We start from the raw sequence: 24,970 nt of genomic DNA on the forward strand, positions 1-24,970 counted from the left end.
TTAGTGATATAGCTCCTGTACTCACACTATATTTCATTTCACATAAAAAAAAGCGCCGAGGCGCTTTTTTTAATCAGAGAAGATCAATTATTTAATTTTTGCTTGTGCTTTTAAATAACGTGAATAATCATCTAATAATTGTTCACCACGGAACTTCTGATACATTTGCGTAAGTTGCTGAACTTCAGCAGGATCCATCTGAGCAGTATCTACTTTTTTCACATTCGCTACAGCCACAACAACTAACTCATTTGGCAGCTTGGCAGTGCTGACAGACCACATGCCTGCTTTAGGTACTGGCTGGCTAAAGGCAACGCGCTCAATCTCACGCTTAAGGCCTTTTGAACGTGTGAATGTTCCCGCATGGACAAAATTAGACTGATATTTCGCAGTAACCTCTTGAGCCGGCAATTTTTTGAAATCTGCAATCATGGCATTTAATTTTGCATGGGCAGCATCAAACGCTTTTTGTTCAATCAATTGTGCTTTTACACGCGCAGTTGCTTGCGCTAAAGGCTGTACACCTGCTGGATGATACTTACGAACTTTAACCCAGACAACATCACCATTGGCTGTTTGGATATTACTTGAAGCCGTCGTATTTCCGCTTTTCACATCTTCATTAAACAGTTTAGATTTAACAGCAGGATCAGCAAGAACTGGATTGGTTGTCGTTAAATTCACATTATTTGCAGATTGAACTTGAACAGTCTTCACTGCTTGTGAAACCACATCCAATGCATCACTGTTAACCACTTGCTCATTTAAACTATTTACAGTGTCTGAGAAATAGTTGGCTGATTTATTCTTTAAAACCTCAGCAGTCAATTCAGCTTTTTTCGACTCAAATGATGGCACTGAATCTACTGGTGTATTCACTTCAATCAAATGATAACCGAATTGAGTTTTAACAGGCTTAGACACTTGACCATTGCTTGTTGAGTTCACAGCTTTATCAAAATCATCACCAAAGGCACCTGGCGCATAGGCAGCAAGTGCACCACCTTTCGCTTTAGAATCAGGGTCTTCTGAATATTGAGCAGCAGCTTGAGCAAATGACGTACCTGCCTGAATTTTTGCATACACTTCATTTGCAAGTGTAGCAGCTTGCTCAGGCGTACGAGAATCCGTCGTGATCAGAATATGTTTAACATCACGCTTCAAACTTTGCTTATATTTTTCTACAAACTGAGTATAAGCTTGTTGTAATTCAGCATCAGTCACTGCCGCATTTGGCTGTGTCAATGTCGCTGGGCTGAGCACCACATAGTCCACATCCACTGAAGCAACTTGTTTAAACTTATTTTGATGCTTGTTGTAATAATCTGCAATTTCCTGATTGGTCACTTTAACATTGGCTTTATAGTCATCAAGTTTAACGCTTGATAAGAATAATTCACGTTGTTCAGATTGCAAGTTGGCAATTTGCTGGATATCCAATTTACTGATCAGTGCATTATCCGAAATTGTAGAGCTCAAAATGCTTAAGGCAAAATCTTGGCGAATATTTTGGATAAAGGCTTGGCTAGTTAAACCCTGTGAACGTAAATAGTTTGCATATAGTGTATTTGAAAATTTACCATTTTCCTGAAAAGCAGGAATTTGTGCAATTTTCTGTTCAATTTGAGCATCGCTCAAAGTCACACCTAACTTATCAGCTTGTTGTCTTAAAAGACTTTGGCTAATTAGGTAATCAAGTGCTTTATTTGCAATAAATTCTTTGTTCAATAAAGACTCATCCCCATGTATAGCAGGATTTGCCAATAATTGATCTGTATAGCCTTTTGTAACCGTTTCTAACTCTTTTTTAGAAATATCTTGACCATTAACAGTTTTAGCTACGTCTGCTTTTTGCCCACCGCTGAAATAGCCTTCAATACCAACCACAGCAAATGGCGCTAAAAATAACACAAGGAGAACTTTACCAAACCAGCCCCTTATGAGAGTGCGAAACGATTCCATGAGTATTCCAATATTATATTTCGTAAGGATTCTAACTGAAATTGTGAAATGAATGAACGAGCAATCACTGATAATTTAATATATTTCATAAAAAACGCGCCACAAAGGCGCGCTTTTAACAAGCTCAGATTAAGCTACTGAGTCTTTTAAGCCTTTACCAGCTTTAAAGCTAGGTACTTTGCTTGCTTTAATCTGAAGCTCTTCACCAGTTTTAGGGTTACGACCAGTACGAGCAGCACGGTCTTTAACACTGAATGTGCCAAAGCCGACTAAAGTCACTGTGTCGCCTTTTTTAAGCGCTTCACCAATTGAAGCAATAGTCGCATCTAATGCTTTACCAGCATCGGACTTTGACAATCCCCCTTTTTCTGCAATCGCATCGATTAATTCTGATTTATTCATGAAGATTACGTCCTCTTATATCGTTTGTTTAAGTTCCAAGGCTGTAGATCAAAGGCCATGACGACTTTATAGCAATGCTTTGGGGGGAAACGCAAGACTCCAAACACGCTTTTCACAAAAATTACGACTAAAATTTACGATTTTTTTGGATTAATGGTAATTATTTCATTTTTTTTAGCAATTGGTCGCGTAAGTTTTGGTTCTCTTCAGCCAACGCATCGACCTTATTGTGAAGTTGCAGGATCAAGTTTTCCAAATGCTGAAGATCTTTAGCAGTCACTAAACCAATTCTGTTTAATGAATGATTTACACGCTGATCTAAAAGTTTTTCAACCTTGTCTTTGGTTTCTGCAACTGACTCTTTGGTTTTTTCAGTGACTTTATTGACTGTCTGATCTGTGACTTCAACTGTCTTGGATTCAAGCTCCTCACCCACCTTGACTAGAGAATCAAAGAGTTTATTGCCTTCTTCTTCGGCTCTGGAGAACGCTCCCAACCCTGCCAACCAGATTTGTTTTGTATATTTTCTGAAATCTAATGCTGACTTTTTATGATTTCTAGGCTTTATTTGAGATTCATCAAATTCATTTTGATCTTCATAAAGATCCGTTTGTTCTTTGTTGCTCTTTTTCATATCTTGCTCCATTTACCCCAAACTCCAGCGTGTAATGACCTATATGACCAAATTATGTAGAAAATATTGCTATATTATCAAATAAAACTATTGAACCTTTTGCTAAACTGTTCTACAAAGCAAAGTAATTGTTTTAATGTTAAGGAACACTTGGCAATTCGACAATGGTTATTAAGATAATTTTTATATCATTGTGGAAATATTGTGTTTCAAGTCATGGATGAGATTGTTTCAAATTTATTTAGAGATCGGACTCTCTGTTTTGCTATAGGAATTTTTTATGAATGAATCGCAACAAAAGCAAGGTCATTCTCGTTTGTTGCTAAACATTGTCATGATTATATTGGAAACCATTTATTCTTTCGTATTAAAACATGATCGTGTTGTTCGCTTACAGGCAAAAAAATTCGTCGGACAGCAGATTACAATTAAAATGAATAGTTATATTCCTTATTTTGACTTTTATGTTCAATTTACAGATCGTGGTATTCTTTTTGATTTACAGCCTCCAGAAAAAGCTATTGACCTTTCTGTGAGTAGTACACTCATCGATTTCATCCAAATTTTTGTCTTTGCTAATCGTCGTAGCATGAAAAAAATGCGTCTGGAAGGCGATAACCTGCTCAAGGAACAGTTCCGTGATCTAGTTGTACACTTAACTGCCCCTAAATTGCTTTCAGACTGGAAGCAATGGTTAACCAATCCAGATGATGACAGCCAGACAAAAGCATCAAAAAAACGCATTGCCCCTTTGCTTGAAAAGATTGATCAGCAACGCTCTAAAATCAACACACTTCAAGTTGAAGTGAAACAATATCAAAATCGTGTTAAACGCTTGCAGCTCAACCAACAACGTTTATATACGGCTTTAGGCGTATTGGGCTTTCTATTTATGGCATTAGTCGTGTATAATCTTTGGCAAATATTTTCATAAAACTTGAACAAAAATTGAAATTTTCCAGTAATTTTTGTTCAAGTAATAAATTCTGACTAAATTAGTCAGAATTAAACTTAAAAATACTTGACTATTTTAGTCAGGATTCATAAAATTCATACATCTAGTCTAAAACATGTGTATCGAATCATGCGCCTAACTACTCGCGGTCGCTATGCAGTGACTGCACTACTTGACTTAGCATTGCAGCCACCTGAACAAACGATTACGCTTGCAGAAATTGCAACCCGCCAAACGATATCTGTCGCTTATCTTGAACAATTGTTCGCTAAACTTAAACGTCATGGCTTAGTTTCAAGTGTTCGTGGAGCAAATGGCGGTTATCACTTAGCGCGCCATGCTGAAGAAATTACTGTCTTAGAAATTATTGAAGCTGTAAATGAAACTGTTGATGCGACTCGTTGTGACCACAAAGGCAACTGCCAAAATGGTGCAATGTGTTTAACTCACGATTTATGGCAAGAACTCTCTCTCCATATTGCCGATTATTTAGCTAAAATCACCCTTGCGGATTTAGTAGCTCGTGACAACGTACAAACCGTTGCGGTTCGCCAAAATTCAGCACCTCTTGATTCAGCCCTTTTATCGGTTACAGGTATTTGACATGAAACGTCCGATTTATCTTGACTATGCAGCAACTACGCCTGTTGATCCTCAAGTAGCAGAACGCATGATGGAGTGTTTAACCTTTGATGGTACATTCGGTAATGCTGCTTCTCGCTCACATGCTTATGGATGGCAAGCTGAAGAAAAAGTTGAATATGCACGTGAACAAGTCGCAAATTTAGTAAAAGCTGATCCACGCGAAATTGTCTGGACTTCTGGTGCTACTGAATCTGATAACCTTGCCCTTAAAGGTGTTGCTCAGTTTTACGGTTCTAAACGCAAACACATCATCACAAGTAAAATTGAACATAAAGCAATTTTAGATACTTGTCGTGAATTAGAAGAAGAAGGTTTTGAGATTACCTATCTTGAACCTGAACCTAAAACTGGTTTAATTACCCCAGAAATGGTTCAAGCTGAACTTCGTCCAGATACGCTACTTGTTTCATTGATGATGGTGAACAATGAAATTGGTACTGTGACAGATGTTGCTGCAATTGGTGAGTTAACACGTGCCAATAAAACCTATTTCCATGTAGATGCTGCACAAGCTGCAGGTAAAGTTGAAATCGATCTTTCTACCATGAAAGTCGATTTGATGAGCTTCTCAGGTCATAAGGTTTATGGACCTAAAGGCATTGGTGCTTTATTTGTACGCCGTAGCCCGCGTGTTCGTATCAAAGCACAAATTCATGGCGGTGGTCATGAACGTGGTATGCGCTCAGGTACACTTGCAACCCATCAAATTGTCGGTATGGGTGAAGCATTTGAACTTGCTGGCAAATCTTTACAAGCTGAACAAACACGTTTACGTGTACTCCGTGACAAACTCTGGAACGGTTTACAAGATTTAGAACAAGTCTTCTTAAATGGCCACCCTGTATACAATGTTGCAAACTACTTAAATGTTAGCTTCAACTTTGTTGAAGGTGAATCATTGATGATGGCGTTAAAAGATGCTGCTGTATCTTCTGGTTCAGCATGTACATCTGCAACACTTGAACCTTCTTACGTACTTCGTGCCCTCGGTCTTTCTGACGAGTTAGCACATAGTTCAATTCGTTTTAGCTTTGGTCACTATACGACTGAAGAAGACATTGATCATGTAATTAAGATTACTAAAGCTGCTGTTGAGAAATTGCGTGAGCTTTCTCCGCTTTGGGATATGTACAAAGAAGGGATCGACTTAAATTCAGTTGAATGGGCTGAACACTAAGTTCCTTGAAATCAAAACGCGGCATTTTATTGAAAATCAGTAAAATGCCACCAAATTAGATTGTAGAAATACATATTATCAACGCTGACCCCGAGGTTTGGAGAAGCAACATGGCTTATAGCGAAAAAGTAATAGATCATTACGAAAATCCTCGTAATGTTGGTGTGTTGGATAAAAATGCAGAAAATGTTGGTACAGGTATGGTGGGTGCACCTGCATGTGGCGATGTAATGCGTTTACAAATCCAAGTGAATGACAGTGGTGTAATTGAAGAAGCTCGCTTTAAGACTTATGGCTGTGGCTCTGCAATTGCGTCTAGTTCACTCGTAACCGAATGGTTAAAAGGTAAAACGCTTGACGAAGCACAGGCGATTAAGAATATCGACATCGCAACTGAACTTGCACTTCCTCCTGTAAAAGTACACTGTTCTGTACTTGCAGAAGATGCAATTAAAGCTGCTGTTGAAGATTACCGTAGCAAGAAAACTAAAGCCTAATATCTGTTCGTCAAATTTAGCAGATGATTTTTTAACGGAGTTTTCATGATCAATCTAACTGAAAATGCTGCAACTCATATCAGCAATTACTTAAAGAATCGCGGTAAGGGTGAAGGTATTCGTCTTGGTGTGAAAACTTCAGGCTGTTCTGGCTTAGCTTATGTACTTGAGTTTGTTGATGATATCGACACTCATGATCAAATGTTCGAGCAGTTTGGTGTAAAAGTTTTTGTAGATCCAAAAAGTTTGGTTTATCTCGATGGTATGGAAATGGACTATGTTAAAAATGGTCTAAATGAAGGCTTCGAGTTTAATAACCCAAATAAAAAAGGTGAATGTGGCTGTGGTGAATCTTTCACTGTATAATCTGCCCTGCTTTTTCTCATGTTAAAACAGTGTCTTGCACTGTTTTAATCACATTTAATTACACCGTTTTCCTGTAAAACATCGTGGATGAGTATCTCCCATGAGTCATTTTGAGTTGTTCGATCTCCCGGAAGCACTCGATATTGATTTAGCGACATTAAAAGCTAATTTCCTAAAACTACAACAGCAATATCATCCTGATAAAGCTGAAGATAAAGACAAAGCTTTGATTAAATCAAGTGAAATTAATCAAGCATATAAAGCTTTATCCAATGTAGACAGTCGTGCTGCTTATCTACTGTCACTCAAAAAGCAAGATCATCACTTAGATCAATCAATTAGTGATTTTGAGTTTTTACAATCTGCTTTAGAAATTCGTGAGCAGCTTGATGAAGCAACCAATACCGAACAATTGCATTCTTTAAAAAAAGAAGTCCAACAATGGATTGATGGCTTAGTTCGTGAATTCAAAATTGATTTTGAGGATGAAGATTGGGCTGAAGCACGTGACACGGTGCGCAAGTTACGATTCTTTCAAAAAGTCATGAATGATATTGATAAAGCCGAAGATCAGCTTTTAGATGATGAAGATTTTAGTTTAGATGATGATTTCTAAATTTTAACTTTCATTATATGTTTTACCTGAATTTGTTTTTAGTTTTTATTTTAAGGATGTGACAAATGGCACTCTTGCAAATTGCTGAACCAGGACAATCAAGTGCGCCACATGAACACCGTATTGCGATTGGAATCGACTTAGGGACAACCCATTCTCTTGTTGCTACGGTATTATCAGGCAAAGCCAAAGTACTGAACGATGAGCAAGGTCGCGTGTTACTTCCTTCTATTGTACATTATTCTAAAAATTCGACCGAATATGGCGACGCAGCAAAACCGTTTATTACTGCTGACCCTAAAAATACCATTGTTTCTGTTAAGCGCTTTATGGGCCGTTCTAAAGCAGATGTTAAATTTCAACACCCTTACACGCTTGCAGGTGCTGATAATGAAATGCCAGCATTTGAAACAGCGCAAGGTCGTAAAACACCTGTAGAAATCTCTGCAGAAATTTTAAAACAACTGAAAGATCGCGCTGAACAAAGTTTAAGCAATCCGGTGAATGGCGCTGTGATTACGGTTCCAGCCTACTTTGATGAAGCGCAACGCCAAGCTACACGTGATGCAGCTGAACTCGCAGGTTTAAATATATTACGCTTACTCAATGAACCTACCGCTGCAGCTGTTGCATATGGCTTAGATCAAGAGAGCAATCTAACAACAGACCGTAACTATGTCATTTATGATTTAGGTGGCGGTACATTTGATGTGTCTATTTTACGCTTTTCTCAAGGTGTGTTTGAAGTTTTAGCTACAGGCGGTCATACCGCACTGGGTGGCGATGACTTAGATCGCCTTATTGTTAAATGGGCAAAAAAACAACTGAATATTGAAACCTTAGATGATGCAGAATATGCACACTTTATCGTTTCTGCACGTAAAGCCAAAGAAGCGCTCAGTGATGCTACCTCTGTTGATATTAAAGTTCTAACACACCACCTCACGCTAGATCGCACGACATTTGAAGAAATCATTCAAGTGGCATTAGATAAGACGATCAATGTGTGTAAACGTGTCATGCGTGATGCAAAACTTGAACTCGATGATATTCAAAATGTAGTTCTTGTTGGTGGCTCAACCCGCTCTTATGCTGTACAGAAAGTGGTGCGTGAAGTATTTAAGCAAGAGCCGCTTTGTACCATCAATCCTGATGAAGTTGTGGCGATTGGCGCTGCTATCACTGCGAATCAACTCATTGGGAATTCTAAGGATGGCTCATTACTTTTAGATGTTACCCCACTGTCACTCGGTTTAGAAACTATGGGTGGTTTGGTTGAACGCTTAATTTCACGTAATACAGCCATTCCTGTTGCACGCCGTCAAGAGTTCACCACCTATCAAGATGGTCAAACCGCCATGTTGATCCATGTCTTGCAAGGCGAACGTGACTTAGTTGAGCATTGCCGCAGCTTAGGTCGCTTTGTATTACATGGTATCCCACCAATGACCGCGGGTCAGGCACGTATTGAAGTCACTTTTCAGGTCGATGCAGATGGCCTGCTTACTGTTTCAGCCAAAGAAACCACATCAGGGGTCAATGCGCAAATCGACATTAAACCTTCTTATGGATTGTCTGAGACCGATACTGAACGCTTGCTTTTAGAAGGTTATAAATTCGCTGAAGAAGATAAAAATCTTCGCCATCTCAATGAAACTAAAGTTGAAGCACAGCGTGAACTTGAAGCCTTAACACAGGCGTTAAAGGTCGACTCCAATCTGCTCAGTACTGAACAACTGACTGCGCTCAACCAAGCCGCTGAAGCTTTAAAAGCCCAGCTTGAAACAAACGATATCAAATCGATTGAGCATGCAGTTGAACAGTTAAAAACTTATAGCGATGCCTTTGCAGCAGAACGTATGAATCAACATATTGATCATGCACTCAAAGGCACCAAACTTGATGATTGGTCTAACTCAAACTAATTTAAGGTAACGACTATGCCACGTATTAAAGTACTACCTCATGCAACAATTTGTCCAAATGGTGCTGAGTTTGAAGTTGAACCAAACGCCAATCTGTGCCAAAGCTTGCTCGATAATGGTATTAAAATCGAACATGCCTGTGACATGTCTAAAGCATGCACCACTTGCCATGTGATTGTACGCAAAGGCTTTGATGAGCTCGAAGAGATGGATGATATTGAAGCCGATTTACTCGATCGCGCTTGGGGCTTAGAACCCGATTCGCGTCTATCTTGCCAAGTTAAAATCACTGATGAAGATATGGAAGTTGAAATTCCAAAGTATACAATTAACCATGCTTCTGAAAACCACTAAGTTGCTTTTCATATAGGCAAAAAAACCACTCTTTATGAGTGGTTTTTTAATGGCTTAGGTATTTAATTTAATATTTAAGGATTTTACAAATAATTTGAGTTGACTTCGTCTTCAATATTAAGCTTTGCAACACCTTGAGAATTGGTAAGCTTTTGCTGAACCTTAATCCGTTCCACCATTTTTTCTAATACTTCAACCAGCTCTGGATATTCAAAGTTTTGCACTTCTTCTAAATTCAGCACCAAATGGAAGCCTTTATACTCATAATCAAACCATTGTTGATTTTCATTCTTGGTTGCAGAGTATTTTTCCATCACTTGCCAAGTGCGCACCTTACCTTGAATCCCTTTCAGTTCAATCGGGGTTTTTGGGGCACAAAGATAATCGTTTTTAATCAGCTTATAGGTTTCATCTGAAACCAAAATTTCATCGATATCTGCAGCATATTGCAAACGCGCTGCTAAATTGGCATCACGACCCACAATGGTATACGCCATACGATGTACAGCACCATAGTTTCCAACGTGGCAATAACCTGTACTGACCCCCATACGAATATGTAAAGGTGCATAGCCCATTTTCACCCAACGTTCACGGAGAAATTTCATCTGCTGGCGCATTGCAATCGACATATCAATACAGTTTTTCGCATCCTGCTCCACACCTTGTGAGTCTGGATCACCAAAGAAAATCAGGATTGCATCACCCATAAATTTATCAATGGTTGCACCATATTGTTTGGCAATTTCAGTCATATGACTTAAATAGTCATTTAATACAAAGGCCAAATCATCTGGAATCAAAGTTTCTGATAATTCTGTAAATCCTTGAATATCAGAAAAGAAAACCGTCATTTTTTTACGTTTATATTCAATCTTGGCTTCTGTATCGCCACGCATAATCGCCTGCCAAAGCTGTAATGGCGCATAACGACTGAGTTGATTTGACAACTCAATATAACGATTCATTTCATTGAAATAGGTGTTTTTCTTGGTTTCTACACTTTTGATACGGCGATTTTGATAATAATTTCCGATGTTTACAAACAAGATAATACTAATAAAAGACAGGACTGATAGCTCAGGGCTGGTTTGCTGAAAATAATCATAAAAACCAAAGATAAAAATAATATTGGTATAAAACACAACAAAGGCAACTAAAATTGCCAAAGAGCCCATCATAAAAGAAATTTTGTTGTTAATCGCTGTATAGATCAGTGCAAATAACAATACAAAAGTTACCACGAGGCTTAAATGTACAGCAGCCAATGCGGTAGAAACAACGATGACATCAATTAAAAAATAAATATTCTTCCGAATCTTAGAGCCATATGAATATTCTAGCCAACGCGATAATTTAGGGCTAACAATAAAAATAAAGCCAATAAAAAAAGGAACATAAAATTGATAATTTGCAATTGGGGAGGTGAAATAATAAACCATGACCACCAAAGCAATAATCAAATACCCCATAAATCGCTGGAATATTTCAAATTGCTTTGGCTCTTTATCTAACATACGTTCAAATGGCAAAATATTTTACCTCGGATGTCATTTTATTAAACACTTCCCTTGTGCTGTTTACACTTAATCCATACGCCAATCGAATGGCATCTCACCTTGACCACGTAACGCCAACATCAGTGTTTGACGCATGTGTGCTAATACTTCATTGCTATAAGGAACTGCTTGCAGGCCAAATACAGGTTTAGGCCAAGCTACATCATTCTGATAACGAACTACATGATGAAAATGTAATTGCGGAACCATATTTCCAAGTGCAGCGACATTCATTTTATCTGCACGAAAAACACGAGAAAGCTGACTAGACAACCAGCTTGATTCACGTAAAAACTGCTCTTGGTCAGCTTGACTTAGTTCATATAACTCAGTGATACCAGGAACACGTGGAATAAGAATCAGCCACGGGAATTGCATATCATTCATTAAACGACATGTTGAAAGCGGAAAATCGCCTACAAAAAAAGTATCTTGAGCAAGTTGTGGATGCAAACTAAACATATCTTTATAAATGACGCAAAATTAAAAGGATGGCTAATACTAACACATCGGTTTTCGTGTGAATATTGGTTATCTTGTGTTTTGGTACAAATAAACACAGTTTGTTTTGAACCTGATCACAATTACACTTTAAAGAATCACAGAATTTTTTCAAGTGATTTACTAGAAAAAATTCATAAGCACTTTTAATCTCAAATTGAGCATTTTTTAAGCTCAAAATCCTGATAAATTAACGCTTTAATTCTGTCAGTAAATTGTTTAACAAATCCTGAATAAACTGAATTCGCTTGTCATTTTCTTCAAGCATCACCATCACTTTTAAACGTTGCCCACCTTCCATACGGAACCAAGTTGGATGCTTCTGCATTAGCTGAATAATACTGATCGCTTGCACAGGTGTATCAGGTGAAAATTCGATCACCCCACCATTGGCCCCAATATCAATTTTGGTAATTTCTAAGGCTTCAGCCTTAACCCGAATTTGATGAACACTAAACAGTTGTTTTACCGGCAATGGTGGTACACCAAAGCGATCGATCAACTCCATACGGATATTGTCAAGTTTATCCTGAGTATCGGTATTACTAATACGTTTATAGAACATAAGACGCTGATGTACATCTCCCAAATATTCATCGGGAATCAAAGCGGGCATATGCAGGGTAATTTCAGAGGTAAGTGAAAGTGGTGTATCAAAATTAGGTGTCTTGCCCTGTTGAATTGCTTTGGTCGCTTTGGCCAACATTTCCATATATAGGCTATAACCAATTGCATTCATTGAACCGCTTTGTTGTTCACCCAGTAATTCACCAGCCCCACGGATCTCTAAGTCTTCCGTAGCCAGCATAAAACCAGCGCCAAGATTTGAAGCTCTCTGAATGGCATCTAAACGTTTTTCTGCATCACCTTTAAGGCCTTTAATCGATGGCACCATCAAATATGCATAGGCTTGATGATGGGAACGTCCAACACGACCACGTAATTGATGTAATTGTGCTAGGCCGAGTTTGTCTGCACGTTCAATAATAATCGTATTGGCATTGGGAACATCAATCCCCGTTTCAATAATTGTTGAACAGACCAGCACGTTAAATTCTTTGTGATAGAACTGTTGCATGATTTGCTCAAGTTCACGTTCACGCATTTGACCATGCGCAACCGCGACACGCGCTTCAGGTACAAGTTGACGAATATTTTCCGCAGCGCGTTCTATGGTATCTACTTCATTGTGTAAAATATAAACCTGACCACCACGTAACAACTCTCGCAGAATTGCCTCTTTCATGGTTTCATTGGTTTGTTCATTGACAAAAGTTTTGACAGCTAAACGACGTGCTGGTGGTGTGGCAATAATTGAAAGATCGCGCATTCCGCCAAATGCCATATTCAATGTACGAGGAATTGGTGTTGCAGTTAAGGTTAACATATCAACATCTGCACGCATGGCTTTGATACGCTCTTTATCACGTACCCCAAAACGATGCTCTTCATCAACAATCATTAAACCTAAGTTTTTAAACTGCACATTTTCCTGAAGAATTTTATGTGTGCCGATGACAATATCAACTTTACCATCGATTAAATCATCAATGGTTTTGGTGTGACTTTTATTGGTTCCAAAACGCGAAAGTACCTCTATACGAATTGGCCAATCGGCAAAGCGATCTTTAAATGATTCAAAATGTTGTTGCGCCAATAAGGTGGTAGGCACTAAGACAGCCACTTGCCTATTATTTTGAACAGCAACGAATGCCGCGCGCATTGCCACTTCCGTTTTACCAAAGCCAACATCACCACAAACCAGTCGATCCATTGGTTTGGCTTGTTGCATATCGTATAGAGTCGCTTCGATGGCATTGGCCTGATCCAGTGTTTCCTCATAAGCAAAACCACTGGAAAATTGCATATATGCACTTTGATCCAGCTCAAAGCTAATCCCGGGTTTAGACTGACGACGTGCTTGAATATGTAGTAATTCAGCTGCCACATCATGAATCTGTTCAAGCGCTTTACGTTTTGCTTTATTCCATGCATCTGTACCCAATTTATGTAAAGGTGCTAAATCAGGATCACCGCCACTAAAACGGCTAATCAGATGTAAATTAGTGACAGGAACATACACTTTTGCATCATCTGCATAGTTTAATTGCAGGAACTCATAGTCTTGTTCATCAATATTTAAGGTGACTAAACCTGCATAACGCCCAACACCATGATCAATATGCACCACTGGCGCACCAATATTGAGTTCCGTCAGACTTCGGATCAGAAACTCTTCTGAAACCTCTTGTTGACGTTTTCTACGGCGCTGTACTACACGGTGTTCATACAGTTGGTTTTCAGAAATAACCGATAGATCATTGCTGATGACCAATCCACGATCCAAAGGCGCATTGGTAATCGCGACAGAGAAATTAGATTGTTGAAATACAGCAAAACTTTCAACAACTGGAATTTCACCTAAACTTGCACGTAAAGCATCTTTTAAAGTTTCACGACGTCCAGCACTTTCAGCCACCAGTAACACTGGATGATTGGCCTCATCTACATACTGCTTCACTGCTTTAAATGGCTGGTCTTGTTTAGGGTCTACAGGCAATCGTGGCGGCAATTCAACCGACAAATTGATACAGCCTGCTTTTAATTCAATGGCTTCTGTTGAGGCAATAATTCTTGAAAATTGATTTAAATATTCGAATAGTTGATTCGGTTGTATAAAAATTTCTTCAGGTGGTAATAGCGGTTGATCAGCATTATGGCGTCGGTCTTCATAACGGCGCATCACATCTGTCCAAAAACTCAACAATCCTTCGTCAATGTGTTTATCTGTAATGACAATCGCATTGCTTGGTAAGTACGATACCAAACAACTTTGTGTTTGCATGGCTTGCTGTGAAAAGAATAATGGGAAGTAGAAATCTAATCCTGGAGAAGCAATGCCTTCTAACACATCTTGATAAATTGGGTTTTTCTTGGGATTTGCAGTTGGAAAACTTTCTGCATAACGATCACGAAACGTTGAACGCGCTTCTTTTAACGGAAATTCTTTTGCAGGAAGTACGGTAAAACGCTCTAACTTTGTTGTTGTTCTTTGGGTTTCTGGGTCAAAGAATTTTAAACTGTCTATTTCATCATCAAATAAATCAATACGAATAGGCGCATTTTGCCCAGAGGCATAAATGTCCATGATGCTACCACGTACAGCAAATTCCCCATGATCATAAACGGTATCAACCAGATGATAACCCGCCTGAACTAATTTTAATTTTTGTTGTTCTAATGCAAATTTCTGACCAACGCGGATATCAAAATGCTCACCCAACACCCATGATGTAGGGGCAACACGTTGTGCCAAGGTGGTTGCTGATACCAATAAAATACCTTTTTGTGGCATATTGGAAAGTATTGATAGTCTTTCAGAAACAATATCTTGGTGTGGAGATAAACGATCATATGGCAATATCTCCCAGTCTGGAAATATTGTTGGTTTTACCCCATAAAATTCTAATTCACTTTCCAACTGTCCCAAGTGCTGATTATTTTTTGCAACCAATACAAAGAGCTGATCCGATTTCTCTGCGATCTCCTTAAACAATAAGGCTGCAGATGAACCGAGCATTGTGCCAATCCAACGTTTTTCGCCTGCTTTCAGTTGTTTTAAATTGAGGTCAGAGATTTCTTGTTTAAACATAATCGCATAGGGTCTAAAAGACATGAGCAATAGTTTAACATGATGACTTTATTCAGTTGAGTGATTTTGTTTATTCTATTTATCTGCGCAATGACTCATCAACAGCATTTCTTCATCAGGATAGAATTCACATCAACCTCAAGACAAACTCACAGGATCATAGACCTGTGGAAGCTCTTGCCAAATGAATTGAGAATAACCATTTAATAACAATTAAAAATCTAAGCAACATCACACATCATTCTTTGGTGAAATATTCTGATTCCACCAAATGTTTTATCCATGCCTTAAGTTGATTTATTTTTCTCGTTTAAACGTTTTATAATAATCATTGAGTTTTTGAATAATTTGTTTGAATTGTTTTAAATTTCCTTCTGTATTGCCAAGTCTTTGCACATAGTTGTTTGTCGCGATTTCTAAATCAATCTTTTCATTGATCAAAATTGTTTTATAGAACAAAGCTTTTAAATCATCAAAATTATTAAGTTTTCGGTTGGAAAAGTATTCCAGCCTTTCAGATAACTCACGATTTAAAACAATACCATCTACAATAAAACCATGCTCAGCATCAATTTGAATATTATTTTCTTGTAGAAAAACTTGTTCAGGACCGTTTTTATTGCCCTTAAATAATGCTGCAATTTTATCAAACATCATTAAAACTCAATTAAATCAAAGATTCATCATAACAAAGATGACAAAAGTTCGCAGTAAAAGGCCGTTTTAAAACGATCCTTTACCTGAACATAAACCATCAGCGTTATTCGTCGCCTAAATCATCTAAGAAATCGACAGTAGGCACAAAGAATAAGGTTCCTGTCACTGCTGTACTAAAATCTAATAAACGATCTAAATTACCTTCTTCATCACCTTGAAACATATGCTCTAACATTTGTCGAGTGACACTAAATTTGCGTGCATAACCAATAAAGAAGGTGCCATATTCATTTTTAGATGGATTTGAAAACGGCATATTTGCACGCATGATTTTAATTTCATTGCCATCTGCATCATGCGCCTTACTCACTACATTGTGTGCTGTTTTCGGCTTTACATCATCACTCAACTCAACATCATTAAACTTTTTACGTCCGATGACTTTTTCTTGTTCTTCATCACTGAGCGCACGCCACTTATCCATATCATGCATATATTTTTGAATAAATGCATAACTGCCACCTTTAAAGTCTGGATCTTCATCACCCACCAGCGCATATTCAGCTGCAATTTCAGGCTCTGGGTTTTCTGTCCCATCAACAAAGCCAATAATCGCTCTACCGTCAAAATATCGAAAACCATTCACTTCATCCACTGGATAACTTACGGCTTTTAATTGCGTATTGATCATATCTGCCATTTCAAAACACAACGCTTGGCGATCAGCACGAATATGGAAAAACAAATCGCCTTCTGTTGAAACAGCCGTATATTTTGGCCCTTTAATTTCTTTAAACTGTTCTAATTCTTGTGGTTTAGCCTGATCAGGAAATAAACGTTCCCACGCATTTGCCCCAAATCCCATGACTGCACTAAATTGTGCATCTGGATAACGGTTGGTTAAACTACGTGTTAATGCTGAAAAATTTGCTGCAAAATCGATTACTGTATCTATTACTTCAGCCCCAAGCCTTAATCCTAAAACAATAAATAAGGCATTTTCCCCTGGACGATTCATAACAGGTTGAATTCGAGTTGAAGTCATAATTTATCTCAAAATATTCTATTGGTTACAATCTAACATAGGCTGTTTTAAAGCTTAAGTTTTTATCGTTAACAATCCACTAATTCACAATATTTATATGGATAGAAATGTTGCGAAAAATGATTAAGGCAATCAGTTTTGACTTATTTGCTTAGACACTTCTATTGTCATTATTTTTAAAATTACTTTGAGTGATAAGCATAAATTTTAAAACAACTATTTTTTTCATCAAACACAATATTCAAACGCTGCAATAAAGTACGAAATTGATCTGTTTGATCTAAAATCAAATCATCGATCAATCTTCCCCTCGGCTTGCTTAGCATAGGCTTTACAATTAAATATTCAATTGCAATAAATACAGGCATAGCATCGTGATAGAAAGGATGCCAATCACCCAAATACCACGGAATTTTCTTCACAAATTGATATTCAGCTTGTAGATCTCTATTTTCAGTCACCAATTTGACAATAAATGCAGGTGGAAAATCCAAGTCTGTCATTGCATGCAGAAGTTTGAGCCATTTTGAATCACTCATACAAGATACCAACTGCCGTTGATGCATGATCTGCTGAATTTTCAAAATATACTTTATATAGCCTTGGTCAGTCTTTAAAGTATTTATATGATTTCGATATTCAAGATAATTTTCTTGTAAACCCACATTTATCCTTCAATTAAAAGCACCTATGTTCGGTGCTTTTGACACATAGAGTTAACCATATTGTTTCTGTAAATAACGTACGATTGCTGCTGACTCAAAGAGTTTTTCACCTGTATTTGGATCTTCTAAATAAGGCACTTGAATGTCTTGCTTTGCGCGATCCATAACTGGAATAATTTTTTCACGTTTGCCACCCACCAAAGGAACATATTTACCCGGTTTTAAACGTAAAACTGCTGGGCCTAGATCTTGCCAACACTCTTTAGCCACATTATGAAAGATAAATGGAATTTCTAATTCAGTTAACACACCACGCACAACACGTGTATAGGGGCTGGCTTCAAACCCCCATAATTCCAATAATTGCGCTGGACTTGCACGATCAACAATTTTTTTATTAACCCAAACCCCGCGTGCACCATTAATAATGGTTCCCACCATAGCGACCGTTGGGTATTTAGGATAATGAGAATATTTCTTTGGTGTTTTGCCCGTTTTACCATAATGCTTAAATAAGTAATCAACAATCTTTTGCGATTCGTACATTGCTGTTCCCGTGTTTTCATCAATGAAATACGGAAAACGCAATTTTCCACCTTTTTCTTTTACAATCTGACGATATTTAGTTCCACCTTTAGGGCATGGATAGACTTCATAATCCAAATTGAGCAAGGTCATCACTTCTCGTACACGGCGGCAAAATGGTGAACCTTCAAACTCATATAACTTTAAAGCCTTTTCTGGCTGGTTCGGAAACGGAGTTCCTGTTACACCACGGCCTCCCTCAGTCAGTGATGAAGCCAAAGCTTGTACAACTTTAATTTGATGATGCACCATTTTATACCCCCTAGACGATTGTTTTTGCTTAAATTAAGCTTTTTATAAATCCACTAATTTTTCTTTTGAAACCACAATGCCATTGTTATCTGCATAGATATATTCACCAGAATTGAAAGTGACACTACCAAAATACACAGGAATATCGACCTCACCTATGCCTTTACGATTGCTTTTTTGTGGAATTGAAGCCAATGCATGGACACCTAGATCAAGTTCAACTAGTGCATCTACATCACGTACACAACCATAAATCACTACACCATTCCAGTGATGCTTAACCGCTGACTCTGCAATCATGTCACCCATCAAGGCACAACGCATGGATGCTCCACCATCGACAACCAAAACCTTGCCTGTTCCATCTGTAGCAAGTAACTCTTTCACTCGTGAATTATCTTCAAAACACTTGACTGTCACGATTTGACCACCAAAGGTTTTACGCGCCCCATAACTTCTAAAAAATTTGCCATCTAGAGATGGAATCAAGGTTTGAATGTCTTGGTCTGGGTGATCATCTAATAAATCACAAGTTACAAAAGGTACTGTAGTCACGTTATCACTCCATTATTTGCTATTTTGTATACGCAAATTATCATAAATTTCAATTTTTTGAGTTTGTGTTTGAGCAGCCTCGACCATAGTATGAGCCACTTGTTGTGCTGTCACTGGCTTATATTTAAAAGAATTGGGTACCAAATGCGAAAATTTACCATACAGCTTTTGCGTTACATCTTCCAAGAATCGCTTTTCATTTCGATCACCAAGGAGTAACGATGGTCGAATGATTGAAAAGCGATATAAATTCAACTTTTGTATATAGTCCTCAAGTTCACCTTTCACTTGATTATAAAAAATTGGCGAGCTGACTTTTGCCCCCATCGCACTGACTAAAAGTAAATGGGTTTCAGTCATTTCAAATAAATCTGCAAAATGTGCATTGATCTCAAAATCAATATTATAGAAAGCTTCTTTAGAACCTGCCTTTTTAATAGTTGTTCCCAAACAACTGAATGCATGAGTGTAACCGCTGACATCTTGATCATTGAGTAGAAGGAAGTCATCCAATACAAATTGTTCAACTTTTTTAAATTTTAAAAAGTCAGGATTTTCTCGTCGTACAACAACTGTAATTTTTTCACAATCTGCCAATAAATTGAGCTGTTCAATGAGACGTTGCCCAACTAAACCTGTTGCTCCAATCACAATCGCATTTTTTATCGAATTAGTCATTTTTTAAACAATCTCCTAGATTTATTACTAATCTAACGTTTTATTTCAAATTTTTCTTCAACAAAAATGTTGTCAAAGCATGTCAACACTTGACTTTACTGGCCTCTTTAATCACAATATGGCACTTGTTTACGGGCTGGTGATAATCCTCTGATGTGGTTTTCAGATGTGGTTTCAGCCCGCCCAGACCCATCTAATTCAAGGAGTGCACGAGTGGCAAACTCTGCTCAAGCAAAAAAACGTGCTCGTCAAAACGTTAAAGCACGTAAACACAACGCAAGCTTGCGTTCAATGGTACGTACTTATATCAAACGCACAATCGCTGCTATCGCTACTGGTGAATATGCTGCCGCAACTGAAGCTTATAAAGCTGCAGTTCCAGTTATTGACCGTATGGCGGATAAAGGTATCATCCATAAAAACAAAGCTGCTCGTCACAAGAGCCGCTTGAATGCACAAGTTAAAGCGTTAGCTAACTAATTTTTGCATGTGAAAAGAGCCCTTTAAAGGGCTTTTTTTGTAGCTAAAATTTGACTATAGCGCTTTAAAATCGGAAACCATCAAAACTTATCTACCACCGCATCAATATTTCTCAGTAGATAGATAAGTAAGAGTTCTAAACAATAAAAATAATTATTTTGCTAAATGTGAAATTAAGACTGTTGCAGTAGTTAAAATACCTTCCTGACGGCCAGTAAAACCCAATTTCTCTGTGGTTGTTGCTTTAACGCTAATTTGAGTCACATCAACATCTAACACATCTGCAATACTTTGACGCATTTCCAAATTGTGTTTGGCTAATTTAGGCCGTTCACATGCCACAGTAATATCGGCATTATTTAATTTATAACCACGGTCTAAAATTAATTGATAAACATGTTTTAAAAGTTTACGGCTATCCGCACCTTTAAATTCAGCATCTGTGTCTGGGAAATGCTGTCCAATATCACCTAAAGCCAATGCACCCAATAAAGCATCACATAATGCGTGTAACACGACATCACCATCAGAATGTGCTTTTAAACCATGCGTATGTGGAATTTGAACGCCTGCCAAAGTTACAAAATCACCTTCTTCAAAAGCATGTACATCCATTCCCTGCCCAATACGAATCGGTATGATCATTCTTAGCTCCTTTTGCAGTTTTTAAAATTTAAAAATCTTGTATTCGTACTTTCTCTTTCGCTATAGTACGTATGCAAACATTGTGAAAGTATAAGCGATCATGCTGTTGAATACAGAATTTAATCAAATTAAAACACTCTTGTCTGGTCTCATTTTGAGCTGTATCAGTACATCAGCTGTTTACGCCCTGCCTCTTGACTGTAAGCACCAAGATTCATCACTTTTAAAAAAGTTATGTGGTTCGCAGTATAGTGAACTACGCGCTCAATTAAATGAGAGCTATCTCACTGCATATCTGGTCACAGATGCACCAATACGCTTAATCAATGATACGCATCGTTTGTGGCTCAACCGTTTAAGTCAATGTAAAAGCAACGATTGTTTTAAACAACAGTTCGATATTCGCCTAGAAGACTTAAATTTTTACACTTCAATGAATCAAAGTTTAACCCAACATTTCATCAAATATGAACATGGTAAAATTTCGAAGCAACCCGCCCATTTACAAATCCATCAACTGACTAAAGATCGGATTAAAGTTGAAGGCATCGCCTACCGAAATCCCAATAATCGTAAAGATAGTCAAATTGTCTCATTGTTGGCTTACACCACGCCTGAAAAAAAGAATCAAATTTTGGACAATGAACATGACTGTAAATATGTGCTTAATTTCCAAAAAGCAATTTTGTCTGTGACAACAACACAAAAAGGCTGTGAGCGCTTTACTGGAATTTACCGTTTATATGATTAAGATTTATAATTAAATTTGGCAAAACCATGAGTACAAAACTAGCGTTAAGTGAAGAAAGATTAAAAATATTATCTGAATGTATGCAGAATTATGACGTGGGTGCTGATACAGATGAATGGCCTAACAATATCATTTCGCGCTTTACCAGCGTTTATAATGATGGGTCTATTTCAAAGCACAATATCCCATTGCAGCATGAAATTGATCCCGATGAATTAAAACTTTGTCAAAAACTAAGCGCTGAAATCGCCAATATCATGACAAATGTTGAAGTTGGTATGGGTTCAAACTCGGGTGATTATTTTCAAGATTTTTATATCATGCATTCACAAAACTCAGCTAGCCAAAAAATTACGCCTCAGCTGATTCAAAAATACTTTGCCAATACTATTTTTCCTTTGGCGAACATTACGACTGAACCGCTTACAACCAATACACAGTGGTGGAAAGAAGTTGAACAAGATGGTGAAGAATCTCCAGCAGAATATTTTCAGCCTTGGCACAAGATGATAAATTGGTTTGCAGCACAACACGATTTTATCGACTGTGCATTTGTTCGGATTGGTGACTCAGCACTTTTAGAACAAATCAATTCTGATAATTACCCGAAAGGAACAATCATTACAGGTTGTGTCTTGCCTCGACTTGCATTGGGCTTAACCCAGAAGAGCAGCTTGGTTGGAATCTTTGGATATGTTGTACACAGTTAAGATCTAACGCCCCCAGAGCTAAAATACAAATAAAATAAGGTATAAACATGACTCAACTGTTAATTTTAGACCAAATCTCACAACACCTTGATCAAACCTCTTTTGGCGGTCTTCCTGTTAAAACGATTGGCTTACAAGTTGAATGGCTGTTTGTTTGCCCTCAGGGTAAAACTGCTAAATTTCTATGGCAATGCTAGCCTTCACCATGGATATATCTAATGGATAAAAAAGTCATTTCCAAACTATTACAACGTCAGTTTTATCCCATTTTAAAAGCACAAGGCTTTATAAAAAAAGGCGATGTATTTAGGCAGGTTGAGGGAGAAGTTATTCGAATCGTCGATATACAGCACTCCATTAAAAGACATTGTTTTCAAGTTAATCTCGGTATTCACCTCATCCCATTAGGTGAATATGTTATGCGATGTACAGGTAACGCTTTAGATATTGAAAAAATGCGTGATTTCGATTGTGCATGGCGTAGTTCGATCCTACCTTATTTGATCAATGATCATGACAACGACTGGTCATATACCTCAAATGAACAAGATGCTAACGAAATGGTGCAATTTCTAGTATCTGAGTGGAATCGTCAAAGCCAAAATTTCTTTAAGCAATTGACACATTGGCCTGAAGATTTTCTCAAGAAAGCGCATCAGGCCTGTATAAACCCCTTACATCCCGCACACATGTGTACCCTCTGCTATGTAGCTGGTGCTGCTGGTGATTTACAATTGGTCAAGACGCTCGCTGAGATTGCACTTGATGCTGTTCCTGAACGAGCCACCTCATTAAAAGAACGATTAGCATCATTTATCCAAGATCCAAGTTCGGCGATTCCCCAAATTATCGATGAATGACGAAATGAAGCAGTCAAATGCGCTATTCACCAAATTGAAATATTTGTTATATTTTCTAACAACTTTCACGATCCGATTTAAAGTTTTACGCTTTATTTCCTGACTTAATTAACTTATAAATAACTATATATAAATAGTCTGATGACATATTTGTTGTAAATACCGAACACCAAACAATAGAGGATTAAAGGTGTTGCTATGGATTTGAACATGTATCTCACCAATAAATTTAAGAATTTTAATGAGTTTCTAGAAACGCATTGGCATGACTACCCCAATAAATATAAAGAAATCCAAACACTGCTGTTTTTTCAAGCCTATACCACCAAGCCACTTTCCGAAAAATTTGAAATCAATATTGATCAGGCCTTAAAGTACCCAACCTTAAGATATTATTTCCAACAGATTGAAAAATATATCCATATACCACCCAAACAACTGTTTCCCAACTCATTTCATCGCCCTTATGAGCATATTTTAAATGAGTTTAAATATTTAAGCTTTTACCAAGAAGCTTTTGAATTTCACAAAAAATTAGAAAAAATTAGAAATACTTTTAATAAAATTTCCATTCCAATTGCCAGTCATGCTATTTACACAGAAATTTTACAATATCTCAATTTGAGCTTTGAATACCTTGCTGATCCCAACTTAGCCAACGAGTTAAAGATTAAATTAATTTACCAATGGCAAGATATTCATAATTTAGAAACTGTCGCCGCATATAAATCATTAGAAAAAATTAAGACCACACTCAATCATTATCGGCAAAAATCCTGTTCAGAGTACTATTTTAATTTAATTCAACTGGGTGAAAATCAACGGATTGAATTTAAAGAACGTACCACAGACCTATTAACCAATCGCAAATCAGATAAATGGGTCAAAGCGTGCTTTGCATTTATGAATACCCGCAATGGCTATGTCTTTATAGGCGTTGCTGATGATTTAGCCATTGTAGGGATTGAAAATGAACTTGCGGAACACTTTAATAATTCACTCGACTTAATGAAGCGGAGTTTGATTGATAAACTGGCGCACGAAAGTAACAAAATTTCAAATATTTATACCACACTAGAAGAAATACAGATTCAAGGAAAAACCATATTGGTCTTTAAATGTAATAAATCGGACCGCCCGTTGTATTACAAAGGCGAATTGTTTATGCGCACCAATGGACAAACAACACGTGTTCCACCTGAACTGATTGAAAGTTTTCGTGTAGAATTTTATTGTTAGCATTCAATAGTTAAAATCTCTGCCTAGAAGAATCAAAAATATGAATTACCCTCAGTTTAAATATCATCCCAATGCATACAAACTTGATCTGTTTGAAAAAGAAGATGGTATTTGTTCAATTTGCAATCAACAACGTGATTTAAAGTACGTATGCTCTTTCTATAGCGTAGATGAACCCGATTATATCTGTCCGTGGTGTATTGCCAATGGTACAGCAGCGCAAAAATACGATGGAGAATACAATGACTATTGTGGCATTGAAGGTATTTCTTCAAACCCAAATGTTCCATCCGAAAAAATCAACCCTGAATTTTTAGATGAAATCTGCTTAAAAACGCCAAGTTATCATAGTTGGCAACAAGAAGTTTGGCTGGTGCATTGCAATGAACCATGTCAGTTTATCGCTTATGCGGATAGTGAAATGCTTAAACCAATTTGGGATGAGGTTAAAACCGATATCGAAGAAAATGGTTATCCAGTAGAGCTTATCCAAGATCAGCTCAGTATCGACGGTGATTTAACAGGCTATCTGTTTCAATGCATTCATTGCCAACAACATCGCTTACATATAGATTGTAGTTAAATACATAATCAAACCTTATA

General features: G+C 37.6%; 28 protein-coding genes. 15 read left to right on the forward strand and 13 right to left on the reverse strand.

Annotation, left to right across the window (positions count from 1 at the left end):
• Window positions 1-87 precede the first annotated feature (87 nt).
• The 3 genes from GJV03_RS06845 to GJV03_RS06855 all read right to left on the reverse strand — a co-directional run bounded on the left by GJV03_RS06845 (window position 88) and on the right by GJV03_RS06855 (window position 3,010).
• Window positions 88-1,962 (reverse strand): SurA N-terminal domain-containing protein, encoded by a 1,875-nt coding sequence (locus GJV03_RS06845; RefSeq protein WP_105712712.1) that lies wholly within the window; start codon window positions 1,960-1,962, stop codon window positions 88-90.
• Between the two features lie 129 nt (window positions 1,963-2,091).
• Entirely contained in the window at window positions 2,092-2,364 is a 273-nt protein-coding gene (locus GJV03_RS06850; protein ID WP_004720620.1) for an HU family DNA-binding protein, read from the reverse strand.
• A 160-nt stretch (window positions 2,365-2,524) separates the two neighbouring features.
• Entirely contained in the window at window positions 2,525-3,010 is a 486-nt protein-coding gene (locus GJV03_RS06855) for a phasin family protein (protein ID WP_004821389.1), read from the reverse strand.
• Window positions 3,011-3,278: 268 nt separating this feature from the next.
• Here GJV03_RS06855 and GJV03_RS06860 point away from each other — a divergent pair, with 268 nt between their 5' ends.
• From GJV03_RS06860 to fdx, 8 genes are all read left to right on the forward strand, one after another.
• Window positions 3,279-3,932: a hypothetical protein gene (locus tag GJV03_RS06860; RefSeq protein WP_004720623.1), complete on the forward strand. Its 654-nt coding sequence runs from the start codon at window positions 3,279-3,281 to the stop codon at window positions 3,930-3,932.
• Between the two features lie 150 nt (window positions 3,933-4,082).
• Window positions 4,083-4,556 carry an Rrf2 family transcriptional regulator gene (locus tag GJV03_RS06865; protein WP_004720625.1) on the forward strand — a complete coding sequence of 158 codons (474 nt, stop codon included), beginning with the start codon at window positions 4,083-4,085 and terminating at the stop codon, window positions 4,554-4,556.
• A gap of 1 nt (window position 4,557) precedes the next feature.
• On the forward strand, window positions 4,558-5,775 hold the full coding sequence (locus tag GJV03_RS06870) for an IscS subfamily cysteine desulfurase (RefSeq protein WP_004720627.1): 1,218 nt from the start codon (window positions 4,558-4,560) through the stop codon (window positions 5,773-5,775).
• 110 nt (window positions 5,776-5,885) lie between these two features.
• A complete protein-coding gene (gene iscU / locus GJV03_RS06875) occupies window positions 5,886-6,272 on the forward strand; it encodes a Fe-S cluster assembly scaffold IscU (protein WP_004720629.1) in 387 nt (128 codons plus the stop codon).
• 45 nt (window positions 6,273-6,317) lie between these two features.
• Window positions 6,318-6,638 carry an iron-sulfur cluster assembly protein IscA gene (gene iscA, locus GJV03_RS06880; RefSeq protein WP_034610390.1) on the forward strand — a complete coding sequence of 107 codons (321 nt, stop codon included), beginning with the start codon at window positions 6,318-6,320 and terminating at the stop codon, window positions 6,636-6,638.
• Between the two features lie 100 nt (window positions 6,639-6,738).
• Window positions 6,739-7,254: a Fe-S protein assembly co-chaperone HscB gene (gene hscB, locus GJV03_RS06885; RefSeq protein ID WP_004720634.1), complete on the forward strand. Its 516-nt coding sequence runs from the start codon at window positions 6,739-6,741 to the stop codon at window positions 7,252-7,254.
• Between the two features lie 65 nt (window positions 7,255-7,319).
• Window positions 7,320-9,179 (forward strand): Fe-S protein assembly chaperone HscA, encoded by a 1,860-nt coding sequence (gene hscA, locus GJV03_RS06890; protein WP_004720636.1) that lies wholly within the window; start codon window positions 7,320-7,322, stop codon window positions 9,177-9,179.
• Between the two features lie 15 nt (window positions 9,180-9,194).
• Entirely contained in the window at window positions 9,195-9,533 is a 339-nt protein-coding gene (gene fdx / locus GJV03_RS06895; RefSeq protein ID WP_004720638.1) for an ISC system 2Fe-2S type ferredoxin, read from the forward strand.
• 83 nt (window positions 9,534-9,616) lie between these two features.
• Here the strand turns inward: fdx and GJV03_RS06900 are convergent, their stop codons facing one another.
• From GJV03_RS06900 to GJV03_RS06940, 9 genes are all read right to left on the reverse strand, one after another.
• Entirely contained in the window at window positions 9,617-11,065 is a 1,449-nt protein-coding gene (locus GJV03_RS06900; protein ID WP_004720640.1) for an adenylate/guanylate cyclase domain-containing protein, read from the reverse strand.
• Between the two features lie 54 nt (window positions 11,066-11,119).
• Window positions 11,120-11,554: an HIT domain-containing protein gene (locus GJV03_RS06905; protein WP_004720642.1), complete on the reverse strand. Its 435-nt coding sequence runs from the start codon at window positions 11,552-11,554 to the stop codon at window positions 11,120-11,122.
• A 229-nt stretch (window positions 11,555-11,783) separates the two neighbouring features.
• Window positions 11,784-15,245, reverse strand: coding sequence for a transcription-repair coupling factor (gene mfd / locus GJV03_RS06910; protein WP_154129758.1), 3,462 nt, complete (start codon window positions 15,243-15,245; stop codon window positions 11,784-11,786).
• Between the two features lie 297 nt (window positions 15,246-15,542).
• Entirely contained in the window at window positions 15,543-15,899 is a 357-nt protein-coding gene (locus GJV03_RS06915) for a hypothetical protein (RefSeq protein WP_154129759.1), read from the reverse strand.
• A 106-nt stretch (window positions 15,900-16,005) separates the two neighbouring features.
• Window positions 16,006-16,947, reverse strand: coding sequence for a Dyp-type peroxidase (locus GJV03_RS06920; protein ID WP_004720648.1), 942 nt, complete (start codon window positions 16,945-16,947; stop codon window positions 16,006-16,008).
• 182 nt (window positions 16,948-17,129) lie between these two features.
• Window positions 17,130-17,513, reverse strand: a complete 384-nt coding sequence (locus GJV03_RS06925; protein ID WP_354666841.1) for a DUF6678 family protein — start codon at window positions 17,511-17,513, stop codon at window positions 17,130-17,132.
• A 150-nt stretch (window positions 17,514-17,663) separates the two neighbouring features.
• Window positions 17,664-18,449: a glutathione S-transferase N-terminal domain-containing protein gene (locus tag GJV03_RS06930; protein WP_154129736.1), complete on the reverse strand. Its 786-nt coding sequence runs from the start codon at window positions 18,447-18,449 to the stop codon at window positions 17,664-17,666.
• Between the two features lie 42 nt (window positions 18,450-18,491).
• Window positions 18,492-19,004 carry a ribonuclease E activity regulator RraA gene (rraA, locus tag GJV03_RS06935; protein ID WP_004720654.1) on the reverse strand — a complete coding sequence of 171 codons (513 nt, stop codon included), beginning with the start codon at window positions 19,002-19,004 and terminating at the stop codon, window positions 18,492-18,494.
• 12 nt (window positions 19,005-19,016) lie between these two features.
• On the reverse strand, window positions 19,017-19,682 hold the full coding sequence (locus GJV03_RS06940) for a nucleoside-diphosphate sugar epimerase (RefSeq protein ID WP_154129737.1): 666 nt from the start codon (window positions 19,680-19,682) through the stop codon (window positions 19,017-19,019).
• Window positions 19,683-19,895: 213 nt separating this feature from the next.
• Here GJV03_RS06940 and rpsT point away from each other — a divergent pair, with 213 nt between their 5' ends.
• Complete coding sequence (gene rpsT / locus GJV03_RS06945) at window positions 19,896-20,162, forward strand: 30S ribosomal protein S20 (protein ID WP_004720657.1); 267 nt, start codon at window positions 19,896-19,898, stop codon at window positions 20,160-20,162.
• A 153-nt stretch (window positions 20,163-20,315) separates the two neighbouring features.
• On the opposite strand, the gene ispF is transcribed toward rpsT, so the two are convergent.
• A complete protein-coding gene (gene ispF, locus GJV03_RS06950) occupies window positions 20,316-20,807 on the reverse strand; it encodes a 2-C-methyl-D-erythritol 2,4-cyclodiphosphate synthase (RefSeq protein ID WP_105712721.1) in 492 nt (163 codons plus the stop codon).
• Window positions 20,808-20,907: 100 nt separating this feature from the next.
• Here ispF and GJV03_RS06955 point away from each other — a divergent pair, with 100 nt between their 5' ends.
• From GJV03_RS06955 to GJV03_RS06975, 6 genes are all read left to right on the forward strand, one after another.
• Entirely contained in the window at window positions 20,908-21,558 is a 651-nt protein-coding gene (locus tag GJV03_RS06955; protein WP_004720662.1) for a hypothetical protein, read from the forward strand.
• 26 nt (window positions 21,559-21,584) lie between these two features.
• On the forward strand, window positions 21,585-22,268 hold the full coding sequence (locus GJV03_RS06960) for a hypothetical protein (RefSeq protein WP_171501839.1): 684 nt from the start codon (window positions 21,585-21,587) through the stop codon (window positions 22,266-22,268).
• Between the two features lie 47 nt (window positions 22,269-22,315).
• Window positions 22,316-22,465: a hypothetical protein gene (locus tag GJV03_RS21440; protein ID WP_171501840.1), complete on the forward strand. Its 150-nt coding sequence runs from the start codon at window positions 22,316-22,318 to the stop codon at window positions 22,463-22,465.
• Window positions 22,466-22,486: 21 nt separating this feature from the next.
• Window positions 22,487-23,128: a DUF4304 domain-containing protein gene (locus tag GJV03_RS06965; protein WP_154129739.1), complete on the forward strand. Its 642-nt coding sequence runs from the start codon at window positions 22,487-22,489 to the stop codon at window positions 23,126-23,128.
• A gap of 198 nt (window positions 23,129-23,326) precedes the next feature.
• A complete protein-coding gene (locus tag GJV03_RS06970) occupies window positions 23,327-24,367 on the forward strand; it encodes an ATP-binding protein (protein ID WP_154129740.1) in 1,041 nt (346 codons plus the stop codon).
• 40 nt (window positions 24,368-24,407) lie between these two features.
• Complete coding sequence (locus GJV03_RS06975; RefSeq protein ID WP_154129741.1) at window positions 24,408-24,950, forward strand: CbrC family protein; 543 nt, start codon at window positions 24,408-24,410, stop codon at window positions 24,948-24,950.
• Window positions 24,951-24,970: the final 20 nt, after the last annotated feature.

It is taken from the genome of Acinetobacter sp. RIT698 (assembly GCF_009668065.1).
Classification (GTDB): domain Bacteria; phylum Pseudomonadota; class Gammaproteobacteria; order Pseudomonadales; family Moraxellaceae; genus Acinetobacter; species Acinetobacter guillouiae.

Bases quoted from the DNA above. Each gene is read 5' to 3' on its own strand.
- GJV03_RS06845 (WP_105712712.1), bottom strand. From the start codon at position 1,962: ATGGAATCGTTTCGCACTCTCATAAGGGGCTGGTTTGGTAAAGTTCTC.
- GJV03_RS06850 (WP_004720620.1), bottom strand. From the start codon at position 2,364: ATGAATAAATCAGAATTAATCGATGCGATTGCAGAAAAAGGGGGATTG.
- GJV03_RS06855 (WP_004821389.1), bottom strand. From the start codon at position 3,010: ATGGAGCAAGATATGAAAAAGAGCAACAAAGAACAAACGGATCTTTAT.
- GJV03_RS06860 (WP_004720623.1), top strand. From the start codon at position 3,279: ATGAATGAATCGCAACAAAAGCAAGGTCATTCTCGTTTGTTGCTAAAC.
- GJV03_RS06865 (WP_004720625.1), top strand. From the start codon at position 4,083: ATGCGCCTAACTACTCGCGGTCGCTATGCAGTGACTGCACTACTTGAC.
- GJV03_RS06870 (WP_004720627.1), top strand. From the start codon at position 4,558: ATGAAACGTCCGATTTATCTTGACTATGCAGCAACTACGCCTGTTGAT.
- iscU (WP_004720629.1), top strand. From the start codon at position 5,886: ATGGCTTATAGCGAAAAAGTAATAGATCATTACGAAAATCCTCGTAAT.
- iscA (WP_034610390.1), top strand. From the start codon at position 6,318: ATGATCAATCTAACTGAAAATGCTGCAACTCATATCAGCAATTACTTA.
- hscB (WP_004720634.1), top strand. From the start codon at position 6,739: ATGAGTCATTTTGAGTTGTTCGATCTCCCGGAAGCACTCGATATTGAT.
- hscA (WP_004720636.1), top strand. From the start codon at position 7,320: ATGGCACTCTTGCAAATTGCTGAACCAGGACAATCAAGTGCGCCACAT.
- fdx (WP_004720638.1), top strand. From the start codon at position 9,195: ATGCCACGTATTAAAGTACTACCTCATGCAACAATTTGTCCAAATGGT.
- GJV03_RS06905 (WP_004720642.1), bottom strand. From the start codon at position 11,554: ATGTTTAGTTTGCATCCACAACTTGCTCAAGATACTTTTTTTGTAGGC.
- mfd (WP_154129758.1), bottom strand. From the start codon at position 15,245: ATGTTTAAACAAGAAATCTCTGACCTCAATTTAAAACAACTGAAAGCA.
- GJV03_RS06915 (WP_154129759.1), bottom strand. From the start codon at position 15,899: ATGTTTGATAAAATTGCAGCATTATTTAAGGGCAATAAAAACGGTCCT.
- GJV03_RS06920 (WP_004720648.1), bottom strand. From the start codon at position 16,947: ATGACTTCAACTCGAATTCAACCTGTTATGAATCGTCCAGGGGAAAAT.
- GJV03_RS06925 (WP_354666841.1), bottom strand. From the start codon at position 17,513: ATGCATCAACGGCAGTTGGTATCTTGTATGAGTGATTCAAAATGGCTC.
- GJV03_RS06930 (WP_154129736.1), bottom strand. From the start codon at position 18,449: ATGGTGCATCATCAAATTAAAGTTGTACAAGCTTTGGCTTCATCACTG.
- GJV03_RS06940 (WP_154129737.1), bottom strand. From the start codon at position 19,682: ATGACTAATTCGATAAAAAATGCGATTGTGATTGGAGCAACAGGTTTA.
- ispF (WP_105712721.1), bottom strand. From the start codon at position 20,807: ATGATCATACCGATTCGTATTGGGCAGGGAATGGATGTACATGCTTTT.
- GJV03_RS06955 (WP_004720662.1), top strand. From the start codon at position 20,908: ATGCTGTTGAATACAGAATTTAATCAAATTAAAACACTCTTGTCTGGT.
- GJV03_RS06960 (WP_171501839.1), top strand. From the start codon at position 21,585: ATGAGTACAAAACTAGCGTTAAGTGAAGAAAGATTAAAAATATTATCT.
- GJV03_RS21440 (WP_171501840.1), top strand. From the start codon at position 22,316: ATGACTCAACTGTTAATTTTAGACCAAATCTCACAACACCTTGATCAA.
- GJV03_RS06965 (WP_154129739.1), top strand. From the start codon at position 22,487: ATGGATAAAAAAGTCATTTCCAAACTATTACAACGTCAGTTTTATCCC.
- GJV03_RS06970 (WP_154129740.1), top strand. From the start codon at position 23,327: ATGGATTTGAACATGTATCTCACCAATAAATTTAAGAATTTTAATGAG.
- GJV03_RS06975 (WP_154129741.1), top strand. From the start codon at position 24,408: ATGAATTACCCTCAGTTTAAATATCATCCCAATGCATACAAACTTGAT.